The 21669-nt window shown below is 59.9% G+C and carries 24 protein-coding genes; 19 read left to right on the forward strand and 5 right to left on the reverse strand.

All coding sequences use genetic code 11. The annotated features are described in order from the left end of the window. Positions 1 to 317: 317 nt before the first annotated feature. From ROTMU0001_RS04960 to ROTMU0001_RS04980, 5 genes are all read left to right on the forward strand, one after another. Positions 318 to 818, forward strand: coding sequence for a DedA family protein (locus ROTMU0001_RS04960; RefSeq protein ID WP_005508449.1), 501 nt, complete (start codon positions 318 to 320; stop codon positions 816 to 818). A 96-nt stretch (positions 819 to 914) separates the two neighbouring features. Continuing rightward, complete coding sequence (locus ROTMU0001_RS04965) at positions 915 to 2117, forward strand: LysR substrate-binding domain-containing protein (RefSeq protein WP_005508450.1); 1203 nt, start codon at positions 915 to 917, stop codon at positions 2115 to 2117. A 26-nt stretch (positions 2118 to 2143) separates the two neighbouring features. Next, positions 2144 to 2653: an NUDIX domain-containing protein gene (locus ROTMU0001_RS04970; RefSeq protein WP_005508451.1), complete on the forward strand. Its 510-nt coding sequence runs from the start codon at positions 2144 to 2146 to the stop codon at positions 2651 to 2653. Next, positions 2653 to 3837 (forward strand): glycine betaine ABC transporter substrate-binding protein, encoded by a 1185-nt coding sequence (locus tag ROTMU0001_RS04975; protein ID WP_005508452.1) that lies wholly within the window; start codon positions 2653 to 2655, stop codon positions 3835 to 3837. The genes ROTMU0001_RS04970 and ROTMU0001_RS04975 overlap by 1 nt, the downstream gene beginning before the upstream one ends. 6 nt (positions 3838 to 3843) lie before the next feature. After that, entirely contained in the window at positions 3844 to 5067 is a 1224-nt protein-coding gene (locus ROTMU0001_RS04980) for a pyridoxal phosphate-dependent aminotransferase (protein ID WP_005508453.1), read from the forward strand. A 121-nt stretch (positions 5068 to 5188) separates the two neighbouring features. On the opposite strand, the gene ROTMU0001_RS04985 is transcribed toward ROTMU0001_RS04980, so the two are convergent. Next, positions 5189 to 5446, reverse strand: a complete 258-nt coding sequence (locus ROTMU0001_RS04985; RefSeq protein ID WP_005508454.1) for an exodeoxyribonuclease VII small subunit — start codon at positions 5444 to 5446, stop codon at positions 5189 to 5191. Positions 5447 to 5486: 40 nt separating this feature from the next. Further along, positions 5487 to 6788: an exodeoxyribonuclease VII large subunit gene (gene xseA, locus ROTMU0001_RS04990; RefSeq protein ID WP_005508455.1), complete on the reverse strand. Its 1302-nt coding sequence runs from the start codon at positions 6786 to 6788 to the stop codon at positions 5487 to 5489. 155 nt (positions 6789 to 6943) lie between these two features. Between xseA and ROTMU0001_RS04995 the strand changes: the two genes are divergently transcribed. The 13 genes from ROTMU0001_RS04995 (at position 6944) to ROTMU0001_RS05060 (ending at position 19332) form a co-directional block, all read left to right on the forward strand. After that, positions 6944 to 8152: a hypothetical protein gene (locus ROTMU0001_RS04995; RefSeq protein WP_005508456.1), complete on the forward strand. Its 1209-nt coding sequence runs from the start codon at positions 6944 to 6946 to the stop codon at positions 8150 to 8152. A 27-nt stretch (positions 8153 to 8179) separates the two neighbouring features. Then, the gene (locus tag ROTMU0001_RS05000) at positions 8180 to 9265 is read left to right on the forward strand and encodes a 4-hydroxy-3-methylbut-2-enyl diphosphate reductase (protein ID WP_005508457.1); all 1086 of its coding nucleotides are present in this window, start codon (positions 8180 to 8182) and stop codon (positions 9263 to 9265) included. Between the two features lie 449 nt (positions 9266 to 9714). Next, the gene (locus ROTMU0001_RS05005) at positions 9715 to 10668 is read left to right on the forward strand and encodes an ABC transporter ATP-binding protein (RefSeq protein WP_005508458.1); all 954 of its coding nucleotides are present in this window, start codon (positions 9715 to 9717) and stop codon (positions 10666 to 10668) included. Between the two features lie 69 nt (positions 10669 to 10737). Beyond that, positions 10738 to 11496, forward strand: a complete 759-nt coding sequence (locus tag ROTMU0001_RS05010) for an ABC transporter permease (RefSeq protein ID WP_005508459.1) — start codon at positions 10738 to 10740, stop codon at positions 11494 to 11496. 164 nt (positions 11497 to 11660) lie between these two features. Continuing rightward, positions 11661 to 12923: a sensor histidine kinase gene (locus tag ROTMU0001_RS05015; protein ID WP_005508460.1), complete on the forward strand. Its 1263-nt coding sequence runs from the start codon at positions 11661 to 11663 to the stop codon at positions 12921 to 12923. A 138-nt stretch (positions 12924 to 13061) separates the two neighbouring features. Continuing rightward, positions 13062 to 13694, forward strand: coding sequence for a response regulator transcription factor (locus tag ROTMU0001_RS05020; RefSeq protein WP_005508461.1), 633 nt, complete (start codon positions 13062 to 13064; stop codon positions 13692 to 13694). A 216-nt stretch (positions 13695 to 13910) separates the two neighbouring features. Then, complete coding sequence (gene ychF / locus ROTMU0001_RS05025) at positions 13911 to 14996, forward strand: redox-regulated ATPase YchF (protein WP_005505132.1); 1086 nt, start codon at positions 13911 to 13913, stop codon at positions 14994 to 14996. Between the two features lie 478 nt (positions 14997 to 15474). Further along, positions 15475 to 15954, forward strand: a complete 480-nt coding sequence (locus ROTMU0001_RS05030) for an Asp23/Gls24 family envelope stress response protein (RefSeq protein ID WP_005508462.1) — start codon at positions 15475 to 15477, stop codon at positions 15952 to 15954. Between the two features lie 212 nt (positions 15955 to 16166). Continuing rightward, positions 16167 to 16583 (forward strand): Asp23/Gls24 family envelope stress response protein, encoded by a 417-nt coding sequence (locus ROTMU0001_RS05040; protein ID WP_005508463.1) that lies wholly within the window; start codon positions 16167 to 16169, stop codon positions 16581 to 16583. Further along, positions 16580 to 17128, forward strand: a complete 549-nt coding sequence (locus ROTMU0001_RS05045) for a DUF6286 domain-containing protein (RefSeq protein ID WP_044142322.1) — start codon at positions 16580 to 16582, stop codon at positions 17126 to 17128. The genes ROTMU0001_RS05040 and ROTMU0001_RS05045 overlap by 4 nt, the downstream gene beginning before the upstream one ends. 331 nt (positions 17129 to 17459) lie before the next feature. Continuing rightward, complete coding sequence (locus ROTMU0001_RS09200) at positions 17460 to 17795, forward strand: hypothetical protein (RefSeq protein ID WP_239663393.1); 336 nt, start codon at positions 17460 to 17462, stop codon at positions 17793 to 17795. After that, positions 17785 to 18441 carry an RNA polymerase sigma factor gene (locus ROTMU0001_RS05055; protein WP_239663394.1) on the forward strand — a complete coding sequence of 219 codons (657 nt, stop codon included), beginning with the start codon at positions 17785 to 17787 and terminating at the stop codon, positions 18439 to 18441. Before ROTMU0001_RS09200 ends, ROTMU0001_RS05055 begins: the two co-directional genes overlap by 11 nt. A 534-nt stretch (positions 18442 to 18975) precedes the next feature. Next, positions 18976 to 19332 (forward strand): hypothetical protein, encoded by a 357-nt coding sequence (locus ROTMU0001_RS05060; RefSeq protein WP_044142325.1) that lies wholly within the window; start codon positions 18976 to 18978, stop codon positions 19330 to 19332. Between the two features lie 119 nt (positions 19333 to 19451). Here ROTMU0001_RS05060 and ROTMU0001_RS05065 read toward each other — a convergent pair whose 3' ends face one another. Next, on the reverse strand, positions 19452 to 19664 hold the full coding sequence (locus ROTMU0001_RS05065) for a TOBE domain-containing protein (RefSeq protein WP_005505155.1): 213 nt from the start codon (positions 19662 to 19664) through the stop codon (positions 19452 to 19454). A gap of 345 nt (positions 19665 to 20009) precedes the next feature. Between ROTMU0001_RS05065 and ROTMU0001_RS05070 the strand changes: the two genes are divergently transcribed. Then, positions 20010 to 20378: a zinc ribbon domain-containing protein YjdM gene (locus ROTMU0001_RS05070; RefSeq protein WP_005508467.1), complete on the forward strand. Its 369-nt coding sequence runs from the start codon at positions 20010 to 20012 to the stop codon at positions 20376 to 20378. 140 nt (positions 20379 to 20518) lie between these two features. Here ROTMU0001_RS05070 and ROTMU0001_RS05075 read toward each other — a convergent pair whose 3' ends face one another. Both ROTMU0001_RS05075 and ROTMU0001_RS05080 read right to left on the reverse strand, forming a co-directional pair. Continuing rightward, positions 20519 to 20776 (reverse strand): GlsB/YeaQ/YmgE family stress response membrane protein, encoded by a 258-nt coding sequence (locus ROTMU0001_RS05075; protein WP_005505157.1) that lies wholly within the window; start codon positions 20774 to 20776, stop codon positions 20519 to 20521. Between the two features lie 166 nt (positions 20777 to 20942). Beyond that, positions 20943 to 21335 carry a DoxX family protein gene (locus ROTMU0001_RS05080; protein WP_005508469.1) on the reverse strand — a complete coding sequence of 131 codons (393 nt, stop codon included), beginning with the start codon at positions 21333 to 21335 and terminating at the stop codon, positions 20943 to 20945. Between the last annotated feature and the right edge of the window lie 334 nt (positions 21336 to 21669).

Raw genomic sequence — 21669 nt, forward strand, 5'->3', positions numbered from 1 at the left:
GGGGTTCCTTTTCTAGCATCACACACAGGAAGAAAGTCTTCTAGACCGATTAGGAAGGCCTTCCCACAAGGCCTGCCCTATTCGGTAATAAAAATATATCCTAATTCCCGTGCGGGTGACAAGCTGAAAATAGCGACACCCTGTCAATAAACTAAGGTTTACCTAAGTGAAATCCGCGCCATTGCAGGCGACAAGGGGCAATAACCCCGACCGAAAAAAGTTTAAAAATTTTTTTCTGCCACCTCTATATGTCGAATAAGAAGCCTCAAAGAACCTTCAATCAGGTCAATATCGCCCACTCATGAGAGAATAGCCGGGTGAAAGATTGGTTTGACGCACTCCCGATTGAGGTTGCCCTAGCTTTCATGTGGGTGGTTGGCATCGTCCGCACCAGCATCGTGTACGCTCTTGGCGCGCTCGCTGCTGAAGGCGGCGCCCGCCTCGACCGCATCCGCAAAGCAATGGACAGCCCTCTCTATCGCAAAGCACGCACCTTCATCAACCGATGGGGCGTTATTGCTGTGCCCCTCTGCTTTCTCACCGTGGGTCTGCAAACCGCGGTCATCATCACGACTGGCTTCACGAAAATGCCTCTGCGCCGATGGGTTCCCGCGATGCTGGTTGGAACCTTCATGTGGGCGTGCATCTACACCACCATTGGCTTCGCAATTCTTGCGGCCCTCGGCCTGGAGCCGTGGATGTTCCCGCTCGCCCTTGCCCTCGTTATTACGGTGCTGGTCATTGTGACTCAGCTGCGCGAACGCCGCATTAATCGCGAAACCGTTGAGAACACAGCGGATAACATCGCCGAGAACTAGTCCTACCTTCAGCGGGGGATAGGTGCACTATCTCGCCGGGTTGAGGCCGCTCACCTAGCCTCAATGCCCCCGCCCAAGATGTGCTAGCGTGGAGGGATGAGTTCATCCGCATCCTCCACCGCAGGCACCCCCGAAGAGCAGCCCGTCAACGACCCTGCCCTCACCGCAATCGACCCCGAGTTCAGCGCGTCCGAAAATGCTACCGACCAGGTAGAAACCGAAGCGCCCGCCGAGGCTCCCACCCGCGTGTACCTGCATCCTGAGCAGCTGGCAATGATCCAGACTCCGGAGGCTCTGCCCGTCCCCGTGCTGCAGCGCTCCGTGCTGCGTGTTAGCTACGTGCCGGCGATTATGCCCGGTAAGTGGTTCAACCGCTGGCATGAGCGTTTCGGTGACCGCGTGCAGCTGGCGGAGGTGCCCGTGCGTGAGGCGCGCGGCCTGGACTCTCTGCGTCAGGACCTGTGCCTGATTGATCCCGCCGATAACCCCGCTGCTGGATCCGCAGAAGAGGGTGCCGCTGTCTCCGAGACGCCCGTCGAGGTTAGCGCTGAGGCTACCGAGCACGCCCCCATTGAGCGTAAGGACGTACCCGAGAACCCCTTCGCGCACATGAGCATTGTGCGCCCCGACCGTGAACCGGCAAGCACCGACGGCGAGAAGTACCATAGCATCCGCCTCTACGAGGAGCTGCCCGTGGTCATTCTGCCGGTGGACCATGTGCTCACCGTGCTTGATGAGGTGCCCGTGGAGGAGCTTGCCGAAGAGTTCCTGCTGCAGCCCGCCTCCGATATTCCCGCCTATGAGGAAGTCTCCCGCGCATGGCGTGAGAGCGCCGGTCGTATTGTGCCTGAAGGTCTGACCGATAAGGAAACCATCGAGCTGGTTGCCGCCGGTGTGGGCCTGTACATTGTGCCCATGTCCATTGCGCGTTTCTACCACCGCAAGGACCTCACCTACCGCCCCGTTGTGGGCCTGGACCTCTACCCGGTGCACCTGGTGTGGCCGCGTGCCCCCAAGGGCGAGCCGCGCAGCGAAGAGCTCGAAGCGCTCCTGCAGGACTTCATCGGTATTGTGCGTGGCCGCACCGCAACTAGCGAGCGCGGTAGCGAAACCCGACAGGCACGCGCCGAACGTATCGCCGCTGAAAAGGCAAAGGAAAAAGCGAAGGCACGAGCCGCCAATGCCCGCCGCGAAGCACGCGATAAAAAGCGTGCCAACGCCAAGAAAAACGGCAACGCGCGCCAGCACGCTCGACAGTCCGCCAAAGCCGCCAGCGCACGCCGCGGCAAGAAACGCTAACGAACGATAGACGGTAAAATCAAACCATGGCATTAGCAATGGAAACCCGACCCGCAGCCTACGCAGTGATCATTGAGCAGGGCAAGCTGCTCATGACCCGTTGGGTGCCCGAAGACCGCGCGCTCAGCCCCCTCTGGTCCCTGCCCGGCGGCGGCATGGAACCCGGCGAACAGGCCGACGAAACCGCGCTGCGAGAGACCCTCGAAGAGACCGGCTACAGCGTCGCCATTGAAGACATTCTGGGCGTGCACGCCGGACACTTCCCCGTGCGCTCCACCCAGAAAGACCCGCAAGCGCTACCCTTCTGCGCCCTGCGGGTGGTTTTCCGTGCCCACATTGTCACCGGCGAACTGCGCCACGAAATCAACGGCTCCTCCGACACGGCACGCTGGGTACCCATCGCTGAGCTGGACACCATCCGCTACGGCACCCTCATCGACGAGGTCGCCTCCATGATGGGCTACTCGAACGCCGCCAGCTGGGCACGCGAATACCGCGAATTTCTTGCCGACGAGAACGCACGGAAGCTTCCCTAATGAACCGACTAACCCTCACCCGCCGTGCGGCGCTCACCTCCCTGGCGCTCATGCCGCTGCTTGCCGCTTGCGGGAATAATGACGCAACCCCGCAGGTGGACCCTTCCGCCTCCAGCTACGGTACCCTGCGTATCGGCTACGGCGCCCTGCGTGAGATGCGCGCCGTAGCGCACGTGTACGCACGCGCCCTGCGACAGGTCGGCTACACCGTCGAACTTGTTGACACCGATAACAGCCGCGCCGCCGCCCTGCGCGGGCTCATGGTTCCTTCGGCTAATTCCGCCACCCCTACCGCTACTCTGCCCGACGACGAGGCAACCGGTAGCACCACTGCCGCGGCCCTTGAATCGTTGGACCTGGTCATCGACTACAGTGGAGACCTGCTGCTCTACCTGACCGACGACGGCAAAATCAGCCCTGCCGCCGCCCAGAACGAACGTATTGCCGCCTCCGTGAGTGCCTCCGCTCAAGCCGCAGGCGTGACCCTGCCCCCGGCAGCTACCCCCACCGCGGAGGAGAGCACCGCCTCCGCGCATGCTACGGACGCAACCGCAAGCCCCACCGCAAGCTCCACCCGCTCCGCAGACCCCATCAACCTGCGCGCCATGAGCACCACCGACATGACCAACGCCATCTCGCGCATCCTGCCCGAAGAGCTCATGCTCCTCAACGGCGCCCACGCCACCAACAAGGATGTACTGGTCACCACCCGCGCCGTGAGTGCCCGCCACAAGCTCAACTCCCTCGCGAACCTGCGTGAGGTGCAGTCTTCCCTGGCGTTCTCCATTCCGACCGGGTACTCCAGCGGCACCTACGGCGTGGATTCTTTGCGTAGCCTCTACCGTTACCGTGTGCACGACCCGAAGATTCAAGACGACCCCGCCGAGCGCGTCAACGCCCTCACCGCAGACACCGTGCAGGTGACCCTGCTGCACAGCAGCGACTCCGCGATTGAAGAGAATCGCCTGGTCACCCTGGAAGACCCCTCGACGGCGCTTTTGCAGCAGCAACTGGTGCCCATTATTCGCCGTACCCTGCCAGATAGCGCCCGGACGGCAATTAACCGCGTATCATCTACATTAGACACGGGTAACCTCTCGTTCCTGCTGCGTCTGACTAGCGGTTCCAACCCCATCGCAGATGACGACGCAGCACAATTCATTTTGGATCACCCTAGAAAGTAAATCATCATGACGAAGTACCGTCAGTCCTCAAAGTTGAGCAACGTCCTGTACGACATCCGCGGCCCCATTCTGGATGAAGCCAATCGCATGGAAGCGATGGGCCACCGCATCCTCAAGCTGAACATTGGTAACCCCGCGCCCTTCGGCTTTGAGGCGCCGGATGCCATCATGATGGATATCATTCGTCACCTGCCCGAAACTCAGGGCTACTCTGACTCCCGCGGCCTCTACTCGGCACGTACCGCCATTGTGCACCACTACCAGAACCGCGGCATCATGAACCTCGACACCGAATCTATCTACTTGGGTAACGGTGTATCTGAGCTGATCCCGATGACCCTGCAAGCACTGTGCGAGACCGGCGACGAAATCCTGGTCCCCATGCCCGACTACCCGCTGTGGACCGCAGCCACCGCGCTGGTCGGCGGCAAGCCCGTGCACTACCTCTGCGATGAGGAAAACAACTGGTACCCGGACATCGAAGACATTAAGTCGAAGATTACCGAGCGTACCAAGGGAATCGTGGTTATTAACCCGAACAACCCCACCGGTGCCGTCTACCCGCGTTCCGTGCTTAAGCAGATTGTGGATGTGGCACGCGAGCACGGTCTGGTCGTGTTCTCTGATGAGATTTACGAAAAGATTACCTACGATGGCGCAGAGGCCATCAACATGGCGACCCTCACCGGCGACGACGTGCTCTGCCTGACCTTCTCCGGCCTGTCCAAGGCATACCGCGTCTGCGGTTACCGTGCGGGTTGGGTCGCTATCACCGGCCCGAAGAAGGACGCTTCCAGCTACCTGGAAGGCATTCACCTGCTCGCCTCCATGCGCCTGTGCGCCAACGTTCCGGCACAGCACGCAATCCAGACCGCGCTCGGCGGCTACCAGTCCATTAATGAGCTGATTGTTCCCGGCGGCCGCCTGTACGAGCAGCGCACCCTGGCGCACAAGATGCTCAACGAGATTGACGGTATCAGCTGCACCAGCGCGGACGGTGCGCTCTACCTGTTCCCGAAGATTGATGTTGAGCGCTTCGACATTACCGACGACGAGCAGTTCGCCCTGGATCTGCTGAAGAGCCAGAAGATTCTCTTCAGCCACGGCCGCGCGTTCAACTGGAAGGACCCGGACCACTTCCGCCTGGTGTTCCTGCCCGATACGCAGACCCTCACCAGCGCCCTGGAGCGCCTGGGTAACTTCATGGCTGACTACAAGCAGAAGCACTAGCCTTCCCGCCTCTGTTACATATAGACAGAAATAGCCTGCCCCGCAGTTCTGATGAGCTGCGGGGCAGGCTATTTTTATTTGACAGCTGGCGGATGTGCCAGAACGGGTGCTGGAAGCGGCTTTAGTTTGCCAGGTTATCCTGACCGGCCTGTGCGCCGCGTGCCGCGTTCAGGCGCTCCTGCGCGCCCTGCAGCCACGCCTCGCAGCGGGCAGCGAGCGCCTCGCCACGCTCCCACAGGGCGATGGAGGTCTCCAGGTCGCTGGCGCCGGACTCCAGCTGGCGTACGACCTGCTCCAGTTCGGCACGTGCCTGCTCGTAGCCGAGGGTTTCGACGGGTGCGCCCAGCTCGGCGCTGTTGAAGCTAATATTCTCACTCATTGAGGAACCTTTCAGGGGTAAAAACTAGGGGTATCGGGGTTTAGGAGATGTTCGAAGGATCCGTGGAGGTCACGGTCGCCTGCGCCGAACCGGTCGCCGCACGCACCGTAATCTGCTCGCCCTTGCTCAGTGCCGAAGCGTCACGCACAATAGCGCCCGCGGCATCCTGAACGATGGAGTAGCCGCGGTTGAGCGTCTGCGCAGGCGAGAGCGAACGCACCCGCGCCAACGTATGCGACAGAGTCGCCGACTCACGCTCCAGACGGTGCTGCACCGAACGGTGAGCGCGCTCGCGTAGCTGGCTCAGCTCTTCCACACGCATGAGCAGGGAGGACTCCGGGTGGGTGAGCACCGGGCGGCTTCGCAGCTGGGCAATGTAGTTCATCTGCATGCCCACGTAGCCGAGTACCGCGCGGTCCAGGCGGGCGCGGGCTTCGGTGATGCGGGCGGTTTCCTCCGAAATATCGGGCACGATGCGCTTACCCGCATCGGTGGGGGTGGAGGCGCGCAGATCGGCGACCGCATCGAGGATGGGGGAGTCCGCCTCGTGGCCGATTGCCGAGACCACCGGGGTGGTGGCCGCCGCGACGGCGCGGATGAGCGCCTCCTCGGAGAAGGGCAGCAGGTCTTCGAAAGAGCCGCCGCCTCGGGCGATGACGATGACGTCCACCTCCGGGTGGGCGTCCAGTTCGGCGAGAGCCGCAATGACCTCAGCCGCCGCGCCCTCACCCTGAACGCGGGTATTGCGCACCTCGAAAACCACGCCGGGCCAGCGCAGGGAGGCGTTACGGATAACGTCCTTCTCCGCGTCAGAATCGCGACCCGTAATCAGACCCACGCGGTTCGGTAGCATGGGTAGCGGCTTCTTCCGCGCGTCAGAGAACAGCCCCTCAGCGGCGAGAGCTTCACGCAGACGCTGCAGCTGCTCGTGCAGGTTACCGGTGCCGACCGCGTACACTTCCTTGCCGATGAGGGAGAGCTTGCCGTTCTTCCACAGGCTCGGCTTGGCGCGGGTGACGATGCGAGCGCCTACGGTCACGTCAGCCGCCAGGCCGCTACCGGCACGCCCGAAGAGCGCGAGGGTGAAGGAGAAATCTTCGTTGAGGTCTTTGAGCTCCATGAAGACGTTGCCGCCGCGGCCGTTGAGGGAGGCGACCTGCGCCTCCACCCAGAGCTCGGGAACCTTGTCTACGTAGTTTTTGAGGTTCTGCGCGAGCAGGGCGAGGGGCCAGGGGTTGGTGGCGGTGGTTTCCTGAGACTTCCCGGGAAGCTGCCGCTCGTGCACGGGCGGCACCACCAGTGCGGGTGCCAGCTGCACTGCGGAGGGGTTGTAGAAGTTCATACCTTCTATTGTCCCTGATTGGTCGGTTATGCGCCTGCTTACAGGTCAGCCTGGCGACTCGGGTAGCTTGCACGCAGTGCAGGCAGAACTTAGCTTCTGGCGCATTCTGCGGGTCTGAATCGGCTTTGAACACTGTGAGCGGGTACCCTAGGCTCATGCGCTCACCCGATCAGTCAGCACATCAGAACAACGCCCTCAACACCGCCGCGGCTTCGTCAGCGGCGGGTACTGGCGCGCAAAACTACCCGGCGGACGCGACCCGAGTCGTCGACACCCGGATTACCCGCACGGACGGCTACTATACGGCGGACGAAGACACCACCCTGCTACAGCCCACGCGCACGCTCGGCCACGCCGCAGCCCCCACCAAGGCTGAACTGCATGCCGCCCCGGAGCCTCCCTTCGCGGCAGGTTTGCGGAGGTTCCTGACCGTTGTGCTGTGCGCGCTGGCCCTGGTGACCGGTTTGGGTGCGACCACGGGTGCCTGGGTGAACTCTAAGCTCATGTCAGAGCGCGGTTTCTCGCAGATTTCCTCCACCCTGGCAGAGGACTCGCAGCTTGCCTCACGCATCGCGGACGGTGCGGTTGAAGACCTCATGAACTCCGAGGCTATGACAACCTTCCTCGACGGCACCAAACAAAGCGGCTTATACTCCATTCTTGTAAAGCCGACACAAGACGGCATACGTTCCCTGCTCAACCGTTCCGCGGCTGAGCTGTCAAAAACTGAAGAATATCGAAGCCTCTGGAAGGAAATAGCCGAGGAAACTCGCCGCTACAACCTCGAACACCAGGACGGCCCCGCCGTCATTGTGCTCACCCCCTTCTACCGTGCGCTGGATGCGAAGGTCGGCTCTATCGGCTCCTTCGACCCGGACCTGACGAAGCTCGGCCCTGAAACCCTCAACATTGACCGGTTGAAGGACGGCAACAACCAGCAGGAGCAGCAGGAGTGGTACCTGCATGCCGGCATTAACCGTGCCGCCGCGCTGGGCAAATCCACCGTGCCGCTGACCATCATCTCGGTGCTGAGCCTGCTGCTGGCTACGTTGCTGGCACCCAGGCACCGCATCCTGGTACCGGTGGTCACGGCTCTGCTCTACGCACTGCTGGGCTGGGGCGCCGCAGCCTGGTTTGGCTCCAAAAGCCCTGAATCCCTGGGAATTACCAGCCACAGCACCGCCGGAACGGCACTGATTACCGGGGCATGGAACCAGCTTGCACCGTCACTGACCGGGCACTTGCAGGCGGCGGCAAGCTACGGGCTGGTCATGGCGATCCTCGCCCTGCTGCTCGGTATTCTGATTCGCCTCATTGCCCTGGGACGTAGCCCTGCGAGCGGTGCCACAGTCATCACACACTAAAAGTCCGAACAACGTAGGATAGTAACCATGTCCACTGAAACTATTGCCCTGGGCCTGCCGCCCGTACCCCGCGAGCGCCGCAGCCGCGCCGACGTTGAAGCCGCCGCACCCGTCACCGGTGAGAAGAAAGTCCTGCTCGCCACCCCGCGCGGTTACTGCGCAGGCGTTGACCGTGCCGTGATTGCTGTTGAGAAGGCGCTGGAGCACTACGGTGCGCCTGTCTACGTGCGCAAGCAGATTGTGCACAACCGCCACGTGGTGGAGACCCTGGAGAAGCAGGGCGCTATCTTCGTTGATGAAGTGGATGAAGTTCCCGAAGGCTCCGTGACCGTGTTCTCGGCGCACGGCGTGTCCCCGGCGGTGGTTTCCGCAGCTGGCGACCGCTCCCTGAATACTATTGACGCGACCTGCCCGCTGGTGAACAAGGTGCACCGCGAGGCTGTGCGCTTCGCCAAGCAGGACTACGACATCCTGCTCATCGGCCACACCGGCCACGAAGAGGTCGAGGGTACCGCCGGTGAGGCGCCCGAGCACATCCAGATCGTGAACTCGCCCGACGAGGTGGACCAGGTGACCGTTCGCAACCCGGAGAAGGTCGTCTGGATTTCTCAGACCACCCTGTCCGTGGATGAGACCCTGGAAACCGTGGCGCGTCTGCGTGAGCGTTTCCCGTCTCTGCAGGATCCGCCCTCGGACGACATCTGCTACGCAACCTCCAACCGCCAGGGCGCTATCAAGGAAATTGCTCCGCGCGCAGACCTGGTCATCGTGGTGGGTTCGGCGAACTCCTCGAACTCCGTGCGCCTGAAGGAAGTGGCACTCGAATACGGCGCTAAGCGTGCCGAGCGTGTGGACTTCGCACACCAGGTCGACGAGTCCTGGTTCGAGGGTGTAGCAACCGTGGGCCTGACCTCCGGTGCGTCCGTACCCGAGGTTCTGGTTCAGGAGGTGCTGGCTCTGCTCGCCAAGTACGGCTACAGCACCATCGAAGAGGTCGAGACCGCGAAGGAAGATATTCTCTTCTCCCTGCCGAAGGAACTGCGTTCCGCCCTGAAGAATGACGAGAACGTAGGCCGCCAGCTCGGTGGCCGCGGCGCTAAGCCCACTCGATAAAGGCTAGATAGCCCAAATACTGCGAATAATCCCCGTATCTTCCCCGTAGTGGGGCGGATACGGGGATTTTTGTATCTGATGTGCGGGATGCATGGGTAGGGATACTTGCGCTGCTTCACGTTCACGCTACGCGGGGGAGTGCCCCCTCTGCGGCGCCGGGGCGCCTTGAGGACGGAGCCCCCGCTTCGCGTGACCGCCTCTGCTGCTTCGCGGTCTCGCTACGCGGGGTCTTTCGTGCCCGAGGATGCACGGCTTGGGATAGCGGTACGCGCCGGGTTCCGCTCGCGGGGGAGTGCCCCCTCTGCGGTGCTGGGGCGCCTTGAGGACGGAGCCCCCGCTTCGCGTAACCGGCCGCGACGCTCGCATGTCCTCAACTCATGACATTTGTCATGTGCAGGTCATGACACTCTGTACCGCAGCGGCGCGAAAACCGGAGGTGTAATAGAAACATGAACACCGCAGCACTTCAGAACAGCAAGAACAACACCGCAGAAACCGTTATTTCTGCCCGCTCCCTCCGCCAGGTTTTCACCACCCGTGCGGCAGGCACCGTGGTCGCCGTCGACTCGATTGACCTGACCGTCAAGCGCGGCGAAATCATCGCCCTGCTCGGCCCCAACGGTGCAGGTAAGACCACCCTCATCGACATGATTCTTGGTCTGACCCAGCCCAGCGGCGGCGAGTTGAGCGTCTTCGGTCGCAACGCTTCCGAGGCGGCACGCGCCGGTCTGCTCGGTGCGGTTCAGCAGACCGGTGGCCTGCTCAAGGACCTGACGATCCGCGCCACGGTCGAGATGATTGCCGCGCTGTACCCCAAGCCCATCGACGTGGATGAGGTACTCGCCGGCGCCGACCTGACCGATATCGCTAAGCGTAAGGTTGGCAAGTGCTCGGGCGGTCAGCAGCAGCGTCTGCGTTACGCCCTGGCGACCATGCACTCGCCGGAACTGCTGATTCTGGACGAGCCGACCGCCGGCATGGACGTGAACGCACGCCGCACCTTCTGGGAGCGTATGGAAGCCATCGCAGAACGAGGAACGACCATTCTTTTTGCGACGCACTACCTGGAAGAAGCACAGAACTTCGCCCAGCGCATCGTGCTCATGGAATCCGGCTCCATCATCGCTGACGGCTCCTCCGACGAGATCCGCGCCCTGACCGGCCACCGCCACCTTTCCTTCCTCGCACCCGCACCCATCACCGACCTGGATGTTCCGGTCGAGGTCACCGAAGAGTCCGGCGGGTACCGCCACCGCATCTCCGTGCTGGAGATTGAGCAGGTACTGCGCACTCTGCTGAACAACTACAGCATCAGCGACCTGGAGGTCACCAAGCCCTCCTTGGACGAGTCCTTCACCCTGCTGACCGAGCAGGCCGCCGCCTCCAAGGCATCCGACGCCTAAACATTAGGCTGCCTAAACACCACACCATCTAAACGCTACGCCGCCGCTACACACCTCAAGGAAAACATCATGCTCCGCTACGCACTCTACGACATCCGCGCTTCTATCCTCTCGACCGACCGTTTCTTCTTCGGCGTGGCACTGCCCATCGTCTTCTTCCTGCTCTTCGGCGCGATGCAGGACTACTCCTCCCAGCCGATGGGCGACGGCAACGTAGCAGCGTACGTCATGATTGGCATGGCGCTGTACGGTGCTGTGCAGAACACCGTGGCGATTAGCGGCAGCACCGTCACCGAGCTCTCCAGCGGCTGGAACCGCCAGCTGGCGCTGACCCCGCTGACCACCGGCAAGTACCTGGGCGCGAAGGCGCTGACCGCCCTGGTGATTTCTGCGGTGCCGGTGATTGCGGTGAACATTGTGGGCATGTTCACCGGTGTTGAAATCCCCGTGAACCAGCAGCTTGCAGCCGGCGCGCTGACGGTGCTGTGCGGTCTGGTGTTCGCCTTCTACGGCATCATGATGGGTCTGCTGATTCGTAACGAGAACGCCGTGTCCATTGCGAACGGTCTGCTGGTGATTATGAGCTTCTTCGGTACCGTGTTCTCCCCGCTGAGCACCGACCTGCTGAAGTACGCCCGCTTCACCCCGCTGTACGGTGCCGCTGAGATTGCCCGCTACCCCTTCAGCGCAGGTCAGACCATTATTCTGGGTGGTGAGGACTGGTTCGTGACCGAGCCGCTCTGGTACGCAGTGGTGAGCCTGGTTGTGTGGGCGGCTATCTTCCTGGGTGTTTCTGCCCTGCTGATGCGCCGCGCAACCCGCCGCTAAATGCTTCTTCCCGCCGCAGTCTCAAGGGTTCCGTAGTATCAGGGGCTCCCGAGGCTGCGGCGGAAGCCGTACCTACTCAGGCTGTATCTACTAACACTGCCGCTACTGACACCGCCGCACCGGTGGTATCTGCACCCGCGGCACCCGCACGTTAGGCTAGAACCATGACCGAAACCCACACCCATTCCTACGAGAACGAACACCCCCACGCAGAGAACGAGGTGGCACCCTCCGCCGCGAAGCGCACCCTGGGCAAGCACCGCTTCCGCTTCCTCCACCGCGAACGCAGCGGCAACGTGAACTGGCTGGCGCTGGGCTTTAGCGCCCCGTGGCTGGTGTTTCTGCTCATGCCGCTGGACAGCTTCCTCACCACCCCGGAGCTGGGGCCGGTGCGCTGGGCCGGTGTGGCGCTGGTGGCGCTGTTTGCGGTGGTGAACTGCTCGGCGTACGCGGTGCCGTGGCTGGTGCCGGTCGCCTCCACGGTGCGTCGAAGCGTCATCTGGACGATACTGATGGCTCTGCCTGTGGCTGGCCTGACGGCGCTGCGGCTGGAATCGGCGTATACGGTGTTCTTGTCGTTCAGCATGTACTTTGTGGCGTTCTGGATTTTTGGCACAATCGCCCCGTACCGCCTGCGCTTCGGTGTGGCAGCGACGATTGCCCTGGTCTGCTGGCTAATCTTTATGGCGGGCAGCGGTTTTGACGTCACCGCGCGCGGCGGTATCGCCCTCTTTATCGGTGCGCCGATGGTGGGCATGCTGGGCTTCTCCTACCTGATTGAGCTCGGCGAACGTGCGGACGTAGCGCGTGCATCCCTGGCGCTCTCCGAGGAACGTGAAGAGATTGCCCGCGACGTGCACGACGTGCTCGGCCACTCCCTGACCGTCATCACCCTCAAAGCGGAGCTGGCGCAGCGCCTGCTGGAGATTGACCCCGCCCGCGCCGGCGCCGAGATGGAGGCAATCGCGCAGCTGTCCCGCGCATCCCTGGCGGAGGTTCGCTCAACCGTGACGCGCCTGCGCGTGCCCGACTTCTCGGGCGAGATTGAGGGGGCGGGACGTGCCCTGCAGACCGCCGGTATTCGCGCCGAACTGCCCGAGGCGCAGAACGCGCTCGCGGTTGCCGGTGTGAACGCGAAGCTGTTCTCCTGGGTTCTGCGTGAGGCGGTCACGAACATGGTGCGCCACTCCGGTGCGAACGCGGCGCGGGTGCGTCTGAGCGCAACCGGTCTGGACATCCTCGATAACGGCGTGGGTGTGGGCGATGCCCGCGGTAACGGGCTGACGGGTATGACTCAGCGTGTGGCGGCGTCCGGCGGTAGCGTGGTGATTGAGGCGGCGCCCCAGCAGTGGCTGGCGGAGAACCCTGGCGGTGGGGTGGGTACGCGCATCCGTGTGAGCATGGACGGCGATACCTCACTGCTGTAAATAGGTTCTGCAGATTGTGGAACTTAGCGCCGCGCCCTGGACGGGGGAGCTACCCGCCCCTGTATGGTGGTGGTAGACAACCTCACGCGGTTGTTCCGCCCGCCGTTATCACCCCGTATTTACCCCTGGGAGGCTTCCATGATTCGTGTTCTGCTCGCTGATGATCAGCAGCTCATCCGTGAGGCTCTTGCCGCTCTGCTGGGTCTGGAGGTTGACCTGCAGATTGTGGGTCAGGTCGGTAGTGGTGACGAGGTATTGGGTGCTGTCGCCCTGCTGAAGCCGGACGTGGTGCTGTTGGATGTGCAGATGCCCGGTACTTTGCTGGCTGATGGTATTGAGGCGGCTGCGGCGCTGCGTGATGCGGGTGCGGTGAGTGAGTCGGGTGAGCCGGTGCGCACGCTGATTGTGACGACTTTTGGCCGCCCGGGCTATGTGCGCCGCGCCCTGGAGGCTGGTGCGAGTGGTTTCGTGGTGAAGGATACGGGTGCTCGCCAGTTGGCGGAGGCGATTCGTCGTGTGCATGCGGGGTTGCGTGTGGTGGATCCGTCGTTGGCGGCGGATTCTTTGGTGACGGGTGCTTCTCCGTTGACGGAGCGTGAGGCGCAGGTGCTGCGTGAGGCGGCGTCGGGTGGTACGGCTCAGCAGATTGCGTCGGCGTTGTTTTTGTCGGCGGGTACGGTGCGTAATTATTTGTCGGCGGCGATGGCGAAGACGGGTGCGTCGACTCGTCAGGATGCGGTGCGTATCGCCACGGAGAACGGCTGGCTCTAGCCCCCTGCTCTCATCAACCCGGGCGGCTCCTGCGTGAACACGGTAGAATGGTAGTGTCTATGCCCGCAGGCGCCCCGCACCCGTTTCTTTCCGAGACTGGCGGTGTCGTGCTTGGACGCGGGCACCATTTTCGCCCTGTGCCCGCCCGCACCTGCCGCATCACGTACGCGGCGCATCCTGAGTGTATGGCGGGGTACATGATTCGAAGGAAAACTTGTGGCTCTAACTATCGGCATTGTTGGTCTGCCTAACGTGGGCAAGTCCACCCTGTTCAACGCTCTGACCGGCAACACTGTGCTGGCGGCTAACTACCCGTTCGCGACCATTGACCCGAACGTGGGCGTGGTGAACCTGCCGGATGCGCGTCTGAACCGTCTGGCTGAGATTTTTGGTTCGGAGCGTATTCTGCCCGCGACTGTTTCGTTCGTTGATATTGCGGGTATTGTGAAGGGCGCTTCTGAGGGTGAGGGCCTGGGTAACAAGTTCCTCGCGAACATTCGTGAGGCGCACGCTATCGCCCAGGTTGTGCGTGCGTTTGATGACCCGGACGTCATTCACGTGGACGGCAAGGTCGACCCCGCCTCCGATATGGAGACCATTAACACTGAGCTGATTCTGGCTGACCTGCAGACTTTGGAGAACGCTATTCCGCGTCTGGAGAAGGCTGTGAAGATTAAGAAGGGTGACGCCGCTCAGCTGGAGACTTATAAGGCTGCGCAGAAGATCTTGGAGGATGGTGACACCATCATTTCTCGTGCGAAGGACGCGAAGCTGGAGCTGGCTCATTTGAAGGAGCTGAACCTGCTGACTGCTAAGCCGTTCATTTACGTGTTCAACGCGGATGAGGGCATTCTGGCGTCTGAGGAGAAGCAGCAGGAGCTGCGTGACATGGTGGCGCCGGCTGAGGCTGTGTTCTTGGATGCGAAGCTGGAGGCTGATCTGGTGGAGCTGTCTGAGGAGGAGGCTCGCGAGATGCTGGAGATGAACGGTCAGGATGAGTCCGGCCTGGACCAGCTGGCTCGCGTGGGCTTCTCGACTCTGGGCCTGCAGACTTACCTGACTGCTGGCCCGAAGGAGGCTCGCGCCTGGACTATTTATAAGGGTGATACTGCGCCGCAGGCTGCTGGCGTGATTCACTCTGATTTTGAGCGCGGCTTCATTAAGGCTGAGGTTGTGTCTTTCAAGGACCTGGATGAGGCTGGCTCCATGGCGGAGGCGAAGGCTCGCGGTAAGGTCCGCATGGAGGGCAAGGACTACATCATGCAGGACGGCGACGTGGTCGAGTTCCGCTTCAACGTCTAAGCGATAAGAACATAACAGCGGAGCCCCGCACTGTACGTACAGTGCGGGGCTCCGCTTTATCTTTGTTGGCTTCTTCTGAAGAGTCTGATTGGGCTATCTTCTTGCTTGAATCTATAGGATGACAAGATAGAAAGCTGTCTTCCGAAGTGGTCGTCTGTGGTGTTGCGGTAACTCTTATCTGGCGGGATATACGGCAATGGTGCGCTACCTATCTATATGTTTGTGATGGATTGTTACACGCGAAAGAAGACCATTTTTTGAGTTATGTGATGCACTGCATAAAATAAAGCTATGACGAAACCGCAGTTGGTAGCGTCTAACTATTAGCACGGCAAACATGACGGGCAGCAAAACCAGTCAGATCAGTCAATGAAGAAAGCTGATCGTGGATGCCACCGAGGGCACCTTGACTACATTGCTTACTGCATCGTGCATAACCGTTATTAACCATCTCGGATTTTTACGAAAGAGGCTCCAAATGAGCAACAACGCTATCCCCCAGACCGCAAAGCAGCGCGAGCACAACGAGAACAAGGCTGAAGAGACCAAGGAACCCCGCGGCCCCCTCCAGACCGAGCACGGTGTTACCACCATTGATGAGAGCGTCGTCGCAAAGATTGCTGGCATGGCAGCTCGTGAAATCCCCGGCGTCTACGACATGGGCAACGCTGTCCGCCGTGCGTTCAACGCAGTGACCGACCGTATCCCCAACGCTCAGACCAACGTTGCTGGCGGCATTAGCGTCCAGAAGGGTGAGACCCAGGCAGCTGTCGAGGTTACCGTAGTCGTCGAGTACGGTGTCTCCATCGTCGAGGTTGCCGACGCAATTCGTCGCAACGTTATCGAGCAGATTGAGGGCACCACCGGTCTCGAGGTTGTTGAGGTCAACATCAACGTTACCGACGTTCACCTGCCCGAGGACGACTCTAACAAGTCCGAGGACACCGACCTCAAGTAACCCGCATCCAACGCCTTAATCTAAGGAGTTCTTATGAAGACAACGCACCTGGCCCTCCTGGTGGGCCTGTTCCTTGGAGCCGTTCTTGCCTTCGGTTCTTTCGGAACGTTCGTTCTGGTGGCCCTGTGTGGCTTTGCCGGATGGGCCGTAGGCCTCTGCCTGGAGGGCCGGGTCGATGTCCGAAGCCTCCTGGACGGGCGAAAGAAGTGACGATGGTGACCGCGAACCAGCGTGCAAACATGCAGCTAAGTGCTTCCCAGGAAGAACGTTCTTCCTGGGAGCACCGCGGCACCACAACCATCCCCGCGCGACTCGTTGCAAAGATTGCAGCTGAGGCTGCAAATGAAAGCGCCAACGTTGGCTCAAATGCTGGAGGCGTACTGGGAATTGGTACCCGCCACAACTTCGACTCGCGCCCTGAAGCCCAGTGTGAACTCTACGGCCAGGTAGCAGTCCTGCACCTGGACATCGGACTGGTCTTCCCCGCACCTTTGTCCCCCATCCTCGAAAATCTGCGCGCACACGTGCGTAACCGCGTTGAGTACCTCACGGGGCTTAGCGTGGGCAAGATTAACATCGAGATATCCTGGCTCAATCCGAGCAGCCACGTTAGGAAGAGCCTTAAATGAGTACACCTGTTCCGAAACTAATTCGTCGTCCCTCGCGAAGCATCCCTAGCATCCTGTTGGCTCTGGTTTTGCTTGCACTGGGGGGACTGGTGGTTTGGCTTGCGGTTCACCGAATGGTGAACGGTGCCTGGCCTGAGTCTATGGTGGGTGCCCTCACCGCTATTGGTTCTACCACTCTTGGCTCCGTCACGGCTATTATCTTCGCCATCATCCTGGCGGTGTGCGGTCTGGCTATGATCATTGGCGCTGTGTGGCCGGGAGTTCCGGATCGTGTGGAAATTTTCCCCGACGATATTCCCGGTCAGACTGTCGCAAAGCGCCGAGACTTGGCTAACCTCATTCAGACCCAGGTTGAGCAGATTGACGGTGTCCACTCCGCTATCGTTACCGCTAACGGCTCCCGCGTAGACGTTGTTGTCCATAGCGTCTTGGACGACCTCGGCCCCGTGCGTGAAGCTGCACGGAAGAAGACCGACGAAGTTCTAAAGATGCTCGCACCCGTGGGTATTGCACGTAGTCGCGTGCGGATTAAGCATATTAGCTAAAGGAGATACGAATATGCGTTCAGTTTCTGGTGTTTTGAACAGAACTGTCCTGGCCACCTTTGGGCTTCTCCTTGTAGTAGTGTCCTTTTGGCTTTTAGCTTCGGGTTTCAATGCTGGTCAGGCTTGGCCGGAAATTGCGCCTTACCTGGCCTCTGCACAGGACCCGGTAGCTAGCTTTATCGGACCTATGGTGCACACGCCGTGGTTCCTGCCTGTAGTAGCACTGGTATCAGTACTTATTGTCGTTGCCGGCTTGTTCATGCTGGTTGCGCAGGTTCCCCGTAAAGCTGCTGCCTCCCCTTTGAGGTTTAGCGGTTCTGAGGGTGTGCTGATGGCTACTTTGGCACCTGAGGTTCTGGCGCAGGCTCTGTCTGAGCGTGCTCAGGAAGTCCCTGGTGTGGAAAAGTGCGCTGTCTGGGTTACTGGCTCCCCGAAGAGCCTGTGGGTTCAGGCAGAGGCTACTGTCTCTCAGGGGTGTGAGGTTGAGTGGGCTATTGCTGAACTCAAGAACCGACTTAATAATGATGTGGCAGTATCTTTCGGCGCGAGCCCCAAGCAGATTGACGTTCTAGTACGGCTGGAGCGTTCCTCGAAGTCACGTAATGTCTCCGAATCTGTAACTGGCCATCATGCACCCGAAATCACGGGAGAGAGTATTGGCGCATAACCCTCAGAGCGAGGTGGCGCCGGAACCTCAATCCCATCAATACCCCACCGCGCAGCTGAGCGCTTTGTCTGAAGCAACGCAGGACGAGGACAGATACCTTGTTCTGCGTGCTCAGGACGGAGATATTGACGCCTTTGAGAAGCTTGTTGAGCGTTATCAAGGGCGTCTTTTCCGCTCTGCATATATGATTGTTCGGAACCGTCAGGACAGTGAAGATATTGTTCAGGATACCCTCGTCCAGGCTTGGCGTAGCCTTCACCTAGTTCGGGAACCGGCAGCTTTTCGTGGCTGGATTATGCAGATTTGCACTAATAAAGCTACTAGTATGGTGCGTAAGCGTCAGCGTCGTGCCACGGATCCTTATGATGCAGAAGGACTCGAAGGTGTGAGCGCTGCGGCTGAGATGACGTCGAGCAGTACCGCTGACCCGGCTGAGTCCAGTGAAGTTAATGCGCAGATTCAGGCCCTTGCCGATCTTTTGGCGTCCGTGGAACCTGAACTGCGTATAGTATGGATTCTTCGAGAAATCGATGAGATGTCATACGAAGAGATTGCCAAGACACTGAACCTGACAGTTTCGACCGTCCGTGGGAGGCTGGCACGAGCCCGTTCTCTCGTCATACGCCTGATGAAGGAGTGGGCTTGAGTAACACCAAAAACCTCTCAAATAAGGTCCGACACTCAGCAGCGTCGGTGAGGTCAATCGTACGATCCCATGAGCGGGATGATGCAGACACCCGCGAGTACCTACGTTTTATTGCTTCCCTGCACGAAGAATGGGACCGCCTGGAATCTGAAGGGAATGACTCGGTCCTGCCCCGTCGCCCCCTAATGGAAGCTATTCTTGCTGAAACCCGACACGGTAAGCAAGTGGAGATGCCAGCAACAGATTTAGGTCCCTACAGCATGTCTGAGTTTTCGTTGAGGGCTCTTATTCGCCGCGCTGTAGACTCAGTACCCGGTGCACGTTCCTTGCGTTCTTCTTTTGAGCATGCACCTTCAAGCGAAGAGCATCGCGGTCTGGGGGTTCCGGAGGTTGTATCCTGCCGAGTCTCGGCTCACGGTGCCGTTGAAAGCCTACCGCAACTGGCCCAGCAAGTCCGCGAAGCCGTCCGCGAAGCCTGCGATAAGAACCTGGGAGTCTCCCCGACAGTCAATGTACATATCGAGGATATTCATCATGACGACTAACTTTTCTGCCGCCGAGCTACTTCGGCTGGTCACTGCCATTCCCGGAGTACGAGGAATCGAACCTGGGCTGGGTAGCACCCTGAAAGTGATCGGTAGCCGCATGCCGCAGGCCCGCTTTGGCGTAATCGTTGAATCAGGCTCGCGTCAAGCTACTATTGAGGTCGGCATTGACGAATCCAGGCCGGTCAAAGATATCGTACGAGATATCCAAGAGACTGTCATTCGTTCGCTGTCTCAAGCGCAGCAACACGATGAAGAACATTCAAACTCTCAAACCTTAGACTCAACCAGTAGCGATGACGAGAATACCCCGCAGGTTAGGGTGAGGGTCCAGTCCCTCCTGTAGGGGGTCTACCTCAGAAAGCAGCGGAGCCCCGCACTGTACACACAGTGCGGGGCTCCGCCCTATTAACCCTCGCGCGCCACAAAAGGCAGCCGCCTGGGTGTAAGTCTTATCGACCGGGATTAGTGGTCAGCACCAACCATCACGTTGGATGCCTTGATGACTGCGTATGCAGTCTCGCCCACCTTCAGGCCCAGCTCCTTGATGGACTCGTTGGTGATGGAAGCAGAGATAACAACCTCCGGAGCAATCTCAATCTTAACGATGCCGTTGGTTGCACCCTCGGTGATCTCAACAACCTTGCCAGCGAACTGGTTACGTGCAGAAAGCTTCATGAAGCCGTGCCTTTCGTTCATAAAAACCTATAAATGCTCTAAGTACTCTACACGCCGCAGCCACTCAGAAGCACCTTCCAACCAAAATATTACGCACAAACCAGGCAAATTTTATTTTCGGCTTCACCCACGCCCCGAACCCGCCCCAAAAGACCGGCAAAAACCAGCCCCACACATGCGGTTCACACCCGCCAAATGGTATAGTCAGCACGAACGCGAGAATCTTCGCACCCTCCACCGTCGCACCCCCGCCCTCGCTGACGCGCGCCCACACGCCGCAGCACCACCGCAGTAACACCGCGGAAACAGGGGAGCGGCGCATCCGCACAGATCGAAGAAGGAACCATGAGCGAAAACCTCAACGAAATCGAAGCACCCGCCTGCCCCGAATGCAGCGAAAACTACACCTACGAAATGGGTGAACTCTGGGCATGCCCCATGTGTGGCCACGAATGGGAACGCACCGCAGCAGGCGAAACCGAAGAAGAAGCAGGCTCCAAGGTTCTCGACTCCGTCGGTAACGAGCTCGTCGACGGCGACTCCGTTACCATCGTCAAGGGTCTGAAGGTCAAGGGCGGCGCAGACATCAAGGCAGGCACCAAGGTGCGCGGCATCCGCCTGCTCGAATCCCCCGTCAACGGCCACGACATTGAGGCGAAGGTCCCCGGCGCAGGCCAGATGTACCTGAAGTCCTCCGTCGTGAAGAAGGCATAACCCAAGGCGATATAAGCCAAGAAGTATAAAACGCCTCCTGTGAGGCGCAGAAAAGGCGGCACCTCCCGCACTAGCTCACGCTAGGGGAGGTGCCGCCTTTGCATATGAGGGACTCCGTGAGCCCTCAATGGGTCGGATTGCTACTTCCTGCCGGTAAGGCCCAGGTAGACGGAAATAGTCAGCATTGCTGCGAAAATTGAAATAATCCAGCGGATCCAATCAATGCCGCTGGTGTCCGCTACACCCAGCTGGGTCGCTGCCCAGGTACCGATAGCCGCGCCGACAGCACCGCAGATAATGGTCCAAAGAATCGAAATGTTCTGACGACCTCGCATGAAGAAACGTGCGATCGCGCCAATAATTGCGCCGGTAATAATGGTGCCAATAATAGTGCCCATTGTTCTCTCCAAAGGTTGTACACCTGCCGCTGTGACAGGTGGTGTGTTAGTTCTAGTGTAGGCAATGCTGGTTACGGAAAGCTTAATAACGGGTATGTTAAGGTAAACGGCACCTCAATGTTTTACGTGTAAAACACTGAGGTGCCGTTCCTAATGAACGAAGCGACTACTTCGACTTACGCCAAATCTTCAGAGCGCTACAAATCAGCGGCAGCTGCAGGGGCAGGCGACCGTACGCAATAGCCTTACGCTGAGTGGACTGGTTACGCGCATCCAGAGCCATCTGAATGTTCGCGGGGAACACCGCAACAAACAGCAGAGCTGCCAGCAGGCCACCGGCGCGGCGGGTCTTATCATTAGCCAGCAGGGCGGCGGTGCCCAGCTCAGCTACACCCGAACCGTGAGTGTACGCGTGGGCAGGACCCGGCAGATACTTCGGCACAATCGAGTCGAAGGGATCCGGGATGATGAAGTGCAGCGCACCCATCACAGCGAGGGCACGAGCCATGCGAGTAGCCGAGCGCTCAGCGCTGTACTCTTTCTTCTTAAAAATACTCATGCTCCCATTATGCGCCCGTCAGAGGCATATTCTCCGCCTCAACGATGCGCTGAACCGCTGCGTGTTTGACTGTCTAAAATGCGGACTAGGCACGTCAAACAGAAAACATTGTTCAAAAGCAGGTAAGATAGGGAGCAACGGCACCACGTGCGGATGACGCCCCGCCTGCCCTCACCTTTAGGTGAGTCGCCAGACGGAGTAAAACACCGGGTGCCTACCGGAACAATCAAAGGAGTTATACCGTGAAGAAGATTCTGTGCATCGCTATCCTGGCAGGCGCCGCATACTTCGGTTACAAGAAGTTCGTTGCCTAAATAGCTAGCCCTCGGGCACT

This window comes from Rothia mucilaginosa ATCC 25296 (assembly GCF_000175615.1).
GTDB classification, from domain to species: Bacteria; Actinomycetota; Actinomycetes; order Actinomycetales; family Micrococcaceae; genus Rothia; species Rothia mucilaginosa.

Excerpts from the sequence above, each read along its gene's own strand:
- ROTMU0001_RS05075 (WP_005505157.1), bottom strand. The coding sequence starts at position 20,776 with ATGGGCACTATTATTGGCACCATTATTACCGGCGCAATTATTGGCGCG.
- ROTMU0001_RS09200 (WP_239663393.1), top strand. The coding sequence starts at position 17,460 with ATGGCTACTTTGGCACCTGAGGTTCTGGCGCAGGCTCTGTCTGAGCGT.
- ROTMU0001_RS05030 (WP_005508462.1), top strand. The coding sequence starts at position 15,475 with ATGAGCAACAACGCTATCCCCCAGACCGCAAAGCAGCGCGAGCACAAC.
- ROTMU0001_RS05005 (WP_005508458.1), top strand. The coding sequence starts at position 9,715 with ATGAACACCGCAGCACTTCAGAACAGCAAGAACAACACCGCAGAAACC.
- ROTMU0001_RS05080 (WP_005508469.1), bottom strand. The coding sequence starts at position 21,335 with ATGAGTATTTTTAAGAAGAAAGAGTACAGCGCTGAGCGCTCGGCTACT.
- ROTMU0001_RS05040 (WP_005508463.1), top strand. The coding sequence starts at position 16,167 with ATGGTGACCGCGAACCAGCGTGCAAACATGCAGCTAAGTGCTTCCCAG.
- ROTMU0001_RS05020 (WP_005508461.1), top strand. The coding sequence starts at position 13,062 with ATGATTCGTGTTCTGCTCGCTGATGATCAGCAGCTCATCCGTGAGGCT.
- xseA (WP_005508455.1), bottom strand. The coding sequence starts at position 6,788 with ATGAACTTCTACAACCCCTCCGCAGTGCAGCTGGCACCCGCACTGGTG.
- ROTMU0001_RS05070 (WP_005508467.1), top strand. The coding sequence starts at position 20,010 with ATGAGCGAAAACCTCAACGAAATCGAAGCACCCGCCTGCCCCGAATGC.
- ROTMU0001_RS05010 (WP_005508459.1), top strand. The coding sequence starts at position 10,738 with ATGCTCCGCTACGCACTCTACGACATCCGCGCTTCTATCCTCTCGACC.
- ROTMU0001_RS04995 (WP_005508456.1), top strand. The coding sequence starts at position 6,944 with ATGCGCTCACCCGATCAGTCAGCACATCAGAACAACGCCCTCAACACC.
- ROTMU0001_RS05065 (WP_005505155.1), bottom strand. The coding sequence starts at position 19,664 with ATGAAGCTTTCTGCACGTAACCAGTTCGCTGGCAAGGTTGTTGAGATC.
- ROTMU0001_RS05000 (WP_005508457.1), top strand. The coding sequence starts at position 8,180 with ATGTCCACTGAAACTATTGCCCTGGGCCTGCCGCCCGTACCCCGCGAG.
- ROTMU0001_RS05045 (WP_044142322.1), top strand. The coding sequence starts at position 16,580 with ATGAGTACACCTGTTCCGAAACTAATTCGTCGTCCCTCGCGAAGCATC.
- ROTMU0001_RS05060 (WP_044142325.1), top strand. The coding sequence starts at position 18,976 with ATGACGACTAACTTTTCTGCCGCCGAGCTACTTCGGCTGGTCACTGCC.
- ROTMU0001_RS04965 (WP_005508450.1), top strand. The coding sequence starts at position 915 with ATGAGTTCATCCGCATCCTCCACCGCAGGCACCCCCGAAGAGCAGCCC.
- ROTMU0001_RS04970 (WP_005508451.1), top strand. The coding sequence starts at position 2,144 with ATGGCATTAGCAATGGAAACCCGACCCGCAGCCTACGCAGTGATCATT.
- ROTMU0001_RS05015 (WP_005508460.1), top strand. The coding sequence starts at position 11,661 with ATGACCGAAACCCACACCCATTCCTACGAGAACGAACACCCCCACGCA.
- ROTMU0001_RS04980 (WP_005508453.1), top strand. The coding sequence starts at position 3,844 with ATGACGAAGTACCGTCAGTCCTCAAAGTTGAGCAACGTCCTGTACGAC.
- ROTMU0001_RS04985 (WP_005508454.1), bottom strand. The coding sequence starts at position 5,446 with ATGAGTGAGAATATTAGCTTCAACAGCGCCGAGCTGGGCGCACCCGTC.
- ROTMU0001_RS04975 (WP_005508452.1), top strand. The coding sequence starts at position 2,653 with ATGAACCGACTAACCCTCACCCGCCGTGCGGCGCTCACCTCCCTGGCG.